This is a genomic window from Actinoallomurus acaciae, assembly GCF_042429965.1.
In the GTDB taxonomy this organism is placed as follows: domain Bacteria; phylum Actinomycetota; class Actinomycetes; order Streptosporangiales; family Streptosporangiaceae; genus Actinoallomurus; species Actinoallomurus acaciae.
In genome coordinates, this window is record NZ_JBHLZP010000284.1 from 1 (window position 1) to 10,723 (window position 10,723).

Below are 10,723 nucleotides of genomic sequence, written 5' to 3' on the forward strand. Positions count from 1 at the left end.
CACGACGGCGCGCCGCGCGTGCGGCAGCACGAGGGCCGTTCGGGCGGTCCGCGCCGTGACGACCGGCCGTCCCGTCGCCCGCGCCGCGAGGCCACGCCGTCGGCGAGTCAGGGCCAGTAAGGATTATCATCGCAGGTCATAGCGTGGGTCGCTCACTCTTTGGTGGGCGGCCCTGACTATGTCCAAGATCGGGTCAAGGTGGGCGAGGGCACAGAATCGGCGCGCGTATTGTTTTCTCTCATATGAGTGCTCCGATTCCGGCCTGGCCGGGCGAACTCACCTCGCTCGGTGACATCGAGGTCTTCACCCGGACGGCGCCCGCGCACGATGCCGACGCCGAGCCGGCGATCTTCGTGCACGGACTAGCGGGTTCGGCCTCCAATTGGACCGATCTAATGGGTCTGCTCTCCGACGAGCTGGCCTGCGAGGCGATCGATCTGCCCGGCTTCGGCTACTCGCCCCCTCCGCCCGGCCGCGACTACTCCATCGACGCGCACACGCACGCCGTCGTGCGCCTGATCGAGAAGCGCCGCCGCGGCCCCGTGCACCTGTTCGGCAACTCCCTGGGCGGCGCGATCTCCACGCGTCTCGCCGGCACCCGCCCGGACCTGGTGAAGACCCTCACACTGATCTCACCGGCGCTGCCCGACCTGCGGCCGCGGTACGGCCCGGCGCGCATCCTGGCCGCCACGATGCCGGGCTTCGGCCCGTGGGCGGTCCGCCGGTTCACCCTGCTGTCGGCCGAACAGCGGGTGCAGGGGACGCTCGACATGTGCTTCGCCGACCCGACGGGCGTGCACCCGGACCGGCTGATGGAGTTCGTGGAGGACGTCCGCCGCCGCGACGAGCTCACCCACAACGCCGAGGCGCTCATCGCCTCCTCACGGGGCATCGTCAACGCGTACGTGCGCCGCTCACTGTGGCGGTACGCCGCACGGGTGACCGCGCCGACGCTGCTCATCTACGGCCGCCACGACCGCCTGGTGGACCCACGGATGGCGGCACGCGCGGGCCGGGTCTTCAAGCGCGCCCGCGTCGTGGTGCTGCCCGAGGTGGGACACGTCGCACAGATGGAACGCCCGGAAATCGTCGCCCGGGAGTTCCGCGCGATGATCGAGGACATCGCCCTCTCCGAGGACACGACCTCCGCCGCGGGTTAAGGGAGCCTGTCTCGGCGGATGCGCCTGCGGCGGGCCACTGTGCCGTTGTCGGCTGGTGTGGGTGTAGGCGATCGGGGTGTGGGTTGCCGGGGTAGGGCGGCCTGCGGTTCAGGGGTTGTGTCGTTCTTGGCCGGTGTGGGTGTAGGGGAAGGCCATCGGAGGGCCTGGCGTCCCGCGACTGGCCGTCCAAGATCCACGGGCCGTCCGATTCACTGGCCGTCCGGGGCAGGTCGCCACCGCCGTAGACGCAGAGCCGGGCGAGGTCGCGTGCCTGGTGCCGTGTCTCGGGTCTCGGCTGAAAGGACATGGAGTGAGGCGGCCCGCTGTTCGGGGGCTGTGCCGTTCTCGGGTGAGATGGCAATCGGGCGTGGGCCACTGGCGCAAGACGGCCCGATGCCCAGGCGCCTCGCCGCGTCGTCCTCAGCCGACGGCGCTGCCTCCCGCCTTACCTAGGCGCCCTCTGAACGCCGTTCGTTCGCTACGGCCGAGAGTTTTGAGACGGGCCCTGGCCGGAGCCGTCGGCGGCTGCCTCCCGTGCTCCCGTGGCTGGGCGGAGAAGCGAACGGCGCCCGTCGCGCGGGCACCGTTCGTTGCCGGTAGCCGATCCTGGAGCCCGGCGCGTCGCCGGGCGTGGGGTCCGGCCTGTCACTTGCGGCCTGTCACTTGCGGAAGGTCTTCCGGATGTCCTTGCCCATGTCCTTGAGGTGCTCGCCGACCTGCTTGGCCCCGCCCTGGGCACGGTCGCCGCGCCCACGCGCCTCCATGTCCCGGTCACGGGTCATCCGGCCGGCCTCCTGCTTGCCGTGGCCCTTGGCCATCTGCAGCTTGTTCTTGACCTTGTCTATGAGACTCATCTCTGGCATCTCCTCGCTGAACGTCGTACGGCTGCGATGTGCCCGCTATTTAGCGATCTATGCCGATCACGGCCACCACCGATGGCGAGAGCTGCCGAGGCCGCGCACCGGGAATGACAGGCCGTATGGGAGAGTTGTCGCCTGGATAGGACACTGATGGAGGACACCAGTGTCCGTTCGGACAATCCCGAGCACGCACAGGAGACACCGTGTCGTTGCCACCCCTGGTCGAGCCCGCGGACGAGCTCACCGTCGATGAGGTCCGGCGCTACTCGCGCCACCTGATCATCCCGGACGTCGGGATGGCCGGGCAGAAGCGCCTGAAGAACGCCAAGGTGCTGTGCGTCGGTGCCGGAGGCCTCGGCTCGCCCGCGCTGATGTACCTCGCCGCCGCCGGCGTGGGCACCCTCGGCGTCATCGATTTCGACGTCGTGGACGAGTCGAACCTGCAGCGCCAGATCATCCACGGGCAGTCCGACGTGGGTCGCCCCAAGGCCGAGTCGGCCGCGGCCTCCATCAAGGAGATCAACCCGCTCGTCAAGGTGATCGTCCACAATGAGCCGCTGTCCAACGACAACGTCATGGACATCTTCTCCGGCTACGACCTGATCGTGGACGGCACCGACAACTTCGCCACGCGCTACATGGTCAATGACGCCGCGGTGCTGCTCGGCAAGCCGTACATCTGGGGTTCGATCTACCGCTTCGACGGCCAGGCGTCGGTCTTCTGGGCCGAGCACGGCCCGTGCTACCGCTGCCTGTACCCCGAGCCGCCGCCGCCGGGCATGGTGCCCTCGTGCGCCGAGGGCGGCGTGCTGGGCGTGCTGTGCGCCTCGATCGGCTCCATCCAGGTCAACGAGGCGATCAAGGTGCTCACCGGCATCGGCGAGCCGCTCGTCGGCCGCCTGATGATCTACGACGCCCTGGAGATGACCTACCGCAGCGTCAAGGTCCGCAAGGACCCCGAGTGCCCGCTCTGCGGCAAGAACCCCACGATCACCGAGCTGATCGAAGATTACGAGGCGTTCTGCGGCGCGATCTCCGACGAGGCGGCCGACGCCGCCAAGGACTCCACGATCTCGGCCACCGAGCTCAAGTCCATGCTCGAGTCGGATGACATCTTCCTCGTCGACGTACGCGAGCCGAACGAGTACGAGATCGTCAATATCCCGGGCGCGACGCTGATCCCCAAGGGCGAGTTCTTGTCCGGCGCGGCGCTGGAGCGCCTCCCGCACGACAAGAAGGTCGTCCTGCACTGCAAGTCGGGCGCGCGCAGCGCCGAGGCCCTGGCGATCGTCAAGAGCGCCGGGTTCTCCGACGCGGTCCACCTCGGCGGCGGCGTGCTGGCCTGGGTGAACCAGATCGACCCGTCCCTGCCGTCGTACTGACGCACCTCCTTCCCGGCCGCGCCGGGACGTGGACCCACCCCCACGTCCCGGCGCGGCTGTCCTTTCAGCCGAGACCCGAGACCCGAGACACGGCATCAGGCACGCGGCCTCGCCCGGCTCCGCGCCTACGGCGGTGGCGACCTTCCCCGAGCGGCCAATGAATCTCGGACGGTCCGTGGATCTTGGACGGCTCGTGGATCTCGGACGGCCAGTCGCTGGGCGGCCGGGTCGTCTGACGACCTTCGCCGGGCGGCCAGGAGATCTCGGCGGCCACTTGCCGGGAGGTCGGGCCGTGAGGACCTCCGTGGCGTCTTATGGGGCGTGCGTCTCGCCGGGGCGCCGCTCGGCAAGGCGACCTCGGTCGGTGAACAGCCTCGGATGACGCACGGCCTTATGGCGTGGGCCGGAGCACAGCCGACCTCGGCAGTGTCTGCTGGATCAGAGCGCTGTGCGGATGGCCGGTGTGTGGGGTGGTTATTCGCGGTCGGCGGGTGCGGTGATCCGCCAGCGGCCGGTCGGGGTGATCCACAGGATGACGCCGGGCCACAGGTGTTCCATGCGCCAGCCCATGGTCTGTTTCGCCCGGTGGTGTCGGCGGCAGAGCATCGCCAGGTTGCAGGTACAGGTCGGGCCACCGCGGTGGTACGGCGTGGTGTGGTCGGCGTCGCAGTGCTGGACGGGGCGGCGGCAGCCGGGAAAGCAACATCGGCGATCGCGATGTTCGATCAGACGGCGCATGGCGGCGGACGGCCGGTAACCGGCAACGCCATGCGTGGAGCGCACCTGACCGCCCGGGGCGGGCCCGGCTCCACGGTCGGACACCTTCTCGGTGGCAGTTGCGTCGGGAGGCCGGGCGCCGCCACCCGAAGCGGCGGCGGGGGCAGTACCGGGAGCGGGGCCAGGTACGCACCAGCGATGTCGTAGGTCGGTCAGGGATCGTTTGATGCGGGCTCCGGCTTGAGCGATGAGGTAGCCGACGTCACGGTGCCGTTCGCCGAGAGCGCTGGTGGGGTCGAGCGAGGGCCCGCTGCCGCGCGTTCCGGCCCGAGCGATGGAGAACTCAGAGTCGCAGTCGGTTTCATGAAAAGTTCCGGTGGCGGTAGTTAGAGACCGGCCCTTAAGGCTCCCGCTGCCCAGGAACCAGTCGGTTGTGGGCTGGTCGGTCACGGGGTGGTCGGTTGTGGATCGGTCGGTCATGGGCCGGTTGGCTGTGGGGCGGTTGGTTGTGGGCCGGTCGGTCACGGGGCGGTCGGTTGTGGGTCCGTTGGTCATGGGGCGGTCGGTCGTGGGGCGACTAGTCATGGGTCGGTTGGTGGTGGGTTTGTCGGTCGTGGGGTGGTCTGTCAGGGAGTGGCTGATGCGGGCTTCGGCCCTGGCGATGAGGTCTTCGACGGCGGCGGAGGTGGGGTGGGTGGCGAGGTGCGGCGCGTCGAGGGCGTGGGTGAGGGTGGTCAGTTCGGTGCGGGCGGTTTCGGCGATGATGTCGGCGATGGCGTCGTCGACCGCGGTCCAGCCGGGGTTGCCTGCGGCAGGGGTGCTCGCGGGGCGGTCGGTGGGGTCGGCGGGTGGCTCGCTGGTGGTGAACGTGCCTCGTAGCAGGCCCAGGAACACGTCGGCGCGGAGCTGGCCGATCGTGCGGTCGTCGCCGTCGCGTCTGAGGCCGGTCGCGATGGCGGCGACGCGGCCGTAAGCGGCACTGGCCGCGTCGGCGGGCAGGTCCACACCTCTCAGGTGCGCGGTGCCGTCCTCGGACTCGATCAGCTCGACGCCTCGGCGTTTCTCCGCCTCTTCGCGTCGTCGGTCCGCCTCCTCGGGATCGAGCCTTTTGATCAGTCGGCGGATCTTTGCCCGGATCTGTCCGGTGGTCTGTTCGGGTGCCTTGGGGAGGACCTTGGCTTCGATGGTGCGGGCGAGCTTTTCGTCGACCTGGTCGGTGGCGTGCCACATCGTCCGTGCTTTGAGGTAGTCGATGTCGCCGGCGGCCAGTGCCGAGTACGTGGCGGGCAGCCGCTCGGTCAGTTCGGTGGCGAACCGGATCAATCCATCGGCCGCGGTGGCGGTGAGCGTCAGCGCCTCGGCCACCTCGTCGTAGACGTAGTCGGCGGGGGAAAGCGCCTCCACGACACCGTTGGTGCCGCGGCCCGCCCCCTCGGCGAACCGGCGCCGGACCAGTGCCGCGACCGCCGCCAGCTCCACCGCCTGCATCTGAGAGGCCAGCCGCCGCGCCGCCACCATCGTCTCGACCAGCTCATGGTCGGACAACTCACCGACATCGAATCCAGCGGACTCTTGCGGTGATATCGGCGAAGGGGGCGATATGTGCGTAGCGATGCTCATTCGCTTCCCCCATTCGCCAGTCCGATCCCGGACTCGAACACAGTAGCGAATATCCTGGACTCAGCCCAGAGACATTTTGGGACAATTCAAAAACGTTTTTATTTCAAGCTTGACCTCGTGCTGAGCGGCTGTTGAAACCGTCAAGGCGCTGACCGACGCAAAGCGGTACGTAAGGGCGTCGGGAGGGTCGTCTTCGGTATGGAATGTTTCGGTACGCGCCTCGGCACGGGGCGGCAAATTCTTCGCCATAAGGCTGTTCCCGGCTCCTCGGCGCCCTTCCGGGAACCCTGTCGAGGCGACCGGCCGGATCGGGCCGAGCGACGAGGGTTCGGGGCGTACGAAAGGGTTGTGGCCGGTCGAATCGGGTCGGCTCCGGGGACCGGGAACGTCAGGATGGCCAAGTAACCTAAGCGGATATGGCGCAAAGCTCCGGGCCCGGCTGGCCCGTCCCCGGCTCGGGTTCGTCCGGGTCGTGGCGCGGGCCTGGCGCGGAGTTCCCGGAGCCGCCTCCCGAACCCACGCCCTGGCACGCGCGTCGCAGGCTGTGGCTCGTCGTGGCGATCGTCACCGCGGTCGGCTACCTGGCCGTGGGGGCCCTCGCCACCGGACGCGTGTACTGGGAGTTTCACCGCAAACCGACCGCCGGCGAGATGTACCAGGCGGCCACCCAGGAGGTGCGCGACCGCTGGCGTACCTGGCCGGCCGAGCGCATCTTTCCCGAAACCGTCCCGTACACCTCCGAACAGGGCGGCGTCGAGCAGGCCCGGCGCGTCGGGATCGCGTCCGGCACCGGGTGTGACAGCGGCATCGCCGTCCGGTCCGCCGCGATCCTGAAGCGTTACGGCTGCCGCGCCCTGCTGCGGGCCACCTACGTCGACCAGCTTCAGGGCATCGTCCTCACCGTCGGGGTCGCGGCCGTGACCGACGAGTCCGCCGCGCTGGCCGCGAAGGACGCCCTGATGCCGCCCGACCCGACCGATCCCGGCGACACCCTCCGCGCCCTGCCCTTCCCCAAGACCATCGCCGCCCGGTTCGACGACGCTTCCCGGCAGTACGCCGCCGCGGGCGAGGCCGGGCCGTACGTCGTGCTCACCGTCGCCGGGCAGACCGACGGGCGGCCCGGTGCGGCCGTGCGCAAGAAGCACACCACCGCCTTCCTGCTGGTACCCGAGATCGGCGGCAACATCGTCGACGCCCTCGCGCAACGCGCCCAGCCCGACTGCTCGCAGAAACGGGAGTGGACGTGCTGAGGCGCCGTACGGGGACCCGCGTGGCAGGGCATGGGGTGCCCGGGAGCTCCCTGCGGCGGGCGACCGCGTTCGTCCTGGCCCTGACGGCGGCGGCCGGTCCCGCGCTCTGCGGCCCCCGTACGGCACACGCGGACGACATCCGCGACCGTGAGCAGTGGGTGCTCGACGCGGTCTCCGCCGGGAACGCCTGGAAGGTCACCAAGGGCAAGGGCGTGACCGTCGCCGTACTCGACAGCGGCGTGGACGGCTCGCATCCCGACCTGGCCGGGTCGGTCACCACCGGCCCCGACCTCATCCACTCCGTCGCGCCGAAGCCCGGCCGGCTCCACGGCACGTGGATGTCCTCGCTGATCGCCGGGCACGGGCACGGCTCCGGCGCCGGGATGATCGGGATCGCGCCCGAGTCCCACGTCCTGTCCGTCCGTACGATCGCCGACCCCGACGAGCCCGGCTACAAGACCTTCCGCGACCGACCGGAATACCGGAGTTCGCTGGCCAAGGCGATCCGCTATGCGGCCGACCACGGCGCCGACGTGATCAACATGTCGCTCGGCGGCCCGAACGCGTCCGAGCCGGAGCGGTCCGCCGTGGCGTACGCGATCGCGAAGGGCATCGTCGTGGTCGCCTCGGCGGGCAACGACGGCGACTCCAAGAGCTCCAAGAAGGTCGACCGCAACGGGATCGTCCGGCTGTCCTACCCGGCGGCGTTCCCCGGGGTGATCGGCGTGGCCGCGGTCGACCGTCACGGCACGCCGGCCAAGTTCTCCGATCGCAACGCGAGCGTGCTCGTCGCGGCGCCCGGCACGGGAGTGGTCGGCGCCGGACCGGGCGACAGCTACTGGGTCGGCGAGGGCACCAGCCAGGCGGGCGCGATCGTCTCCGGCGTGGCGGCCCTGGTACGGGCGAAATATCCGAACATGGCGCCTGCCCTCGTGGCCCAGGCGATCAGTACGAGCGCGCGCCACCGCCCGGCGGGCGGCTGGGACGAGCTGGTCGGGTTCGGCGAGGTGGACGCGGCCGCGGCCCTCACCGCGGCGGCCAAGCTGAGCGGCTACCGCGACGCGACGACCGACACTCCCGGCCGGTTCGACAGCGGCCCGATCGACCCGGTGCAGGTCGAGCACCACCCACCCGGCCTGATCATCCTGGGCGGCTGGATCGGGGTCGCGGCCCTGTTCGGCCTCGCCGGCGCGCTGATCACCACGACACTTCTCATCCTGCGGATCCGAGGCCGTGGGAACGCCGACGCGGAGGCCGGACATGATGGGTGAGCCGACGGAGTTCGCCGAGCGGGTGCTCGACCTGGTCGAGCGGATCCCGCCCGGCCGCGTCATGGCCTATGGCGACATCGCCGAGTACCTCGGCGAGGGCGGCCCCCGCCAGGTCGGCCGCGTGATGGCGGTGTGGGGAGGCGGCGTGCCGTGGTGGCGGGTGATCCGCGCCGACGGCTCGCTGCCGATGAGCCACGTTGAGCACGCGTACCGCCACTACGAGGCCGAGGGCACCCCGCTACGCGGCCAACGCGTCGACATGCGCCGCGCCCGCTGGGACGGCGTTTAGCCCCGCAGGCGTTTGGGCTGGTCACGGGGACTTCGCCCTGCGGATGTGTCAGGCCCGCAGTAGACACGTCCCGCCGGAGACGTGGTGGTTTTTGTAGGGGCCTGGCTGGTTGCAGGGGTGTTGTGTCTGTCCCCGCCGTAGGTGGGTTCTGTTGTGGATGTGTCTGGTTTCTGTGGGTGTCTGGTTGGTTGCGGGGGGGTCGTGTGTTCGGCCTGCCGCAGGGCGGGCCCCGTCGTGGATGCGCTTGGTTTCTGCGGGCGCCCGGTCGGTTACAGGGGTGTGGCGTCGCAGGTATGCGTGGCCCGCCGCAGACAGCTCTCCCGCAGATGCGCCCGGCGTGCCGTGGACACTCCCCGCCCGCCCAGGGGGCGCCAGCCCACTTCCATTGTCCAGCGCGGTGGTTCCGGTCGGGAAGGCTTCTTCCGTCGGCTGTGGATAACCGGTCGGCGAAGGTATGCGGCGAAGTTGTCCGGCGAAGGCACGAAGAGGCGCTTTGCGTCACACGACCTTGCTGCCGTACATCTCGCCGAGGGGATCGGCGAGGAGTTCCAGTCGCGCTCCGTCGGGATCGTGTAGGTAGATCGAGGTTCCGCTCTCCGTCTGGTACGGCACGCCGGCCGCGTCGAGCTTGGCCCGCAGGCGTTCCCAGGTTCGCGGGGTGACCGAGATGGCGACGTGGTGCAGGCCGCCGAGTACCTCCGCGTACGGGCCGAGGTCCAGGCCGGGGAAGTCGAAGAAGGCCAGCAGGTTGCCGTTGCCGATGTCGAAGAAGAAGTGGTTCGAGCCCTGGTAGTCGCGGTTCTCGACGATCTCGGTGAGCGGGAACTCCAGCAGGTCCTGATAGAAGCGGATCGTCCGCTCGACGTCGGAGGACAGCAGTGCCGCGTGGTGCAGGCCGCGCGCCGAGCTGGGCGGCCGTTCGGCGTGCAGGTGCTCCTGTCGCAGACGGGCCCGCTCCGCCGCGATGGCGTCCAGATCGATCAAGTCCCTCACCTCCGGCCGATAGTTGAAAAGTAAATCATCGGCGCCGCCCCGGGCAAGTACCTGGGCGATCATCGGGCGGAACGAAGAAGAATCAACGGCAACATTCGTGACATGCGTGCGTCTTGGCCAGTGCAGTCCCGATCATCTGCTGGAATCGAATGTTGTGTCAGCAGCCTCCTACCGACTCGTGCGACGCGCCGGACCGGCGCAGGCGCTCCCGCCCGTGCTCGACGAGCACCAGCGGCGGGTCGTCGAGCATGCCGGCGGGCCGCTGCTCGTGCTGGCCGGGCCCGGCACCGGCAAGACGACCACGATCGTGGAGACCGTGGTCGACCGCATCGAGAACCGCGGGGTGAACCCCGAGCGGGTCCTGGTCCTGACCTTCGGCCGCAAGGCGGCCGGCGAGGTGCGCGAGCGCATCACGGCCCGGCTGCGCCGCACCACGCGTACGCCGCTGGCGCTGACCTTCCACTCCTACGCGTACGCCCTGCTGAACCGCGAGGCCGTCCTCGCCGACGAGGCGCCGCCCCGGCTGCTGTCCGGGCCCGAGCACCTGCTGGAGGTGCGCCGCCTGCTCCAGGGCGAGGTCGCCGACGGCGCGCGGGTCTGGCCGCGGCGGCTGCACGAGACGTTGAAGACCCGCGGGTTCGCCGAGGAGCTGCGCGACTTCATCCTGCGCGCCGGCGAGCGGGGCCTCGGCCCCGAGGAGCTGGTCAGGCTCGGGCGCGCCAGGGGCCGCGACGACTGGTACGCCGCGGGCCGGTTCCTGCACCGCTACGACGAGCGCTTCGACGTCGACCCGGTGATGGCCTACGACTACGCCGAGCTGGTGCGCGCCGCCGCCGGGCTGCTGACCCTGGAGGACGTGCGCCGGCGCGAGCGCTCGGCGTACGACGTCATCCTCGTCGACGAGTACCAGGACACCGACCCGGCTCAGGAGCACCTCCTGCGGCAACTCGCCGGAGGCGGCGCCGAGCTGATCGTCGTCGGCGACCCCGACCAGTCCATCTACGGTTTCCGCGGCGCCGACGTGACCGGGATCCTGGAGTTCCCGCAGCGGTTCCGTACGCTCACCGGCGAAGAGGCTCCCGTCGTCTCGCTGCGCGCCTGCCGCCGGATGAGCCCGCCGATCCTCGAGGCGTCCCGCCGGGTCGCCGGGCGGCTGCCGATCGGCGCCCTGGCCGGCGAGC

Annotated in this window: 9 protein-coding genes; 6 read left to right on the forward strand and 3 right to left on the reverse strand. The window is 70.1% G+C overall.

Annotated features, from left to right (window positions below; translation table 11 throughout):
- Positions 1-242 precede the first annotated feature (242 nt).
- Complete coding sequence (locus ACFFNX_RS30485; protein ID WP_378209320.1) at positions 243-1,160, forward strand: alpha/beta fold hydrolase; 918 nt, start codon at positions 243-245, stop codon at positions 1,158-1,160.
- 659 nt (positions 1,161-1,819) lie between these two features.
- On the opposite strand, the gene ACFFNX_RS30490 is transcribed toward ACFFNX_RS30485, so the two are convergent.
- Positions 1,820-2,014: a CsbD family protein gene (locus tag ACFFNX_RS30490; protein ID WP_378209321.1), complete on the reverse strand. Its 195-nt coding sequence runs from the start codon at positions 2,012-2,014 to the stop codon at positions 1,820-1,822.
- A 209-nt stretch (positions 2,015-2,223) separates the two neighbouring features.
- On the opposite strand from ACFFNX_RS30490, the gene moeZ reads away from it, so the two are divergent.
- A complete protein-coding gene (gene moeZ / locus ACFFNX_RS30495) occupies positions 2,224-3,402 on the forward strand; it encodes an adenylyltransferase/sulfurtransferase MoeZ (RefSeq protein WP_378209322.1) in 1,179 nt (392 codons plus the stop codon).
- Between the two features lie 474 nt (positions 3,403-3,876).
- Here the strand turns inward: moeZ and ACFFNX_RS30500 are convergent, their stop codons facing one another.
- Complete coding sequence (locus ACFFNX_RS30500) at positions 3,877-5,664, reverse strand: HNH endonuclease signature motif containing protein (RefSeq protein WP_378209323.1); 1,788 nt, start codon at positions 5,662-5,664, stop codon at positions 3,877-3,879.
- Between the two features lie 491 nt (positions 5,665-6,155).
- Between ACFFNX_RS30500 and ACFFNX_RS30505 the strand changes: the two genes are divergently transcribed.
- Genes ACFFNX_RS30505 through ACFFNX_RS30515 form a run of 3 tightly spaced genes read left to right on the forward strand, consistent with a single transcriptional unit; the run spans position 6,156 to position 8,549 of the window.
- Positions 6,156-6,989: a hypothetical protein gene (locus ACFFNX_RS30505; RefSeq protein WP_378209324.1), complete on the forward strand. Its 834-nt coding sequence runs from the start codon at positions 6,156-6,158 to the stop codon at positions 6,987-6,989.
- A gap of 20 nt (positions 6,990-7,009) precedes the next feature.
- Positions 7,010-8,260 carry a S8 family serine peptidase gene (locus tag ACFFNX_RS30510; protein WP_378209325.1) on the forward strand — a complete coding sequence of 417 codons (1,251 nt, stop codon included), beginning with the start codon at positions 7,010-7,012 and terminating at the stop codon, positions 8,258-8,260.
- Positions 8,250-8,549 (forward strand): MGMT family protein, encoded by a 300-nt coding sequence (locus ACFFNX_RS30515; protein WP_378209326.1) that lies wholly within the window; start codon positions 8,250-8,252, stop codon positions 8,547-8,549. The genes ACFFNX_RS30510 and ACFFNX_RS30515 overlap by 11 nt, the downstream gene beginning before the upstream one ends.
- 498 nt (positions 8,550-9,047) lie before the next feature.
- On the opposite strand, the gene ACFFNX_RS30520 is transcribed toward ACFFNX_RS30515, so the two are convergent.
- Entirely contained in the window at positions 9,048-9,533 is a 486-nt protein-coding gene (locus tag ACFFNX_RS30520; protein WP_378209327.1) for a VOC family protein, read from the reverse strand.
- A gap of 187 nt (positions 9,534-9,720) precedes the next feature.
- Here ACFFNX_RS30520 and ACFFNX_RS30525 point away from each other — a divergent pair.
- Positions 9,721-10,723 (forward strand): ATP-dependent helicase (locus ACFFNX_RS30525; protein ID WP_378209328.1); only part of this gene is annotated, 1,003 nt, incomplete at its 3' end.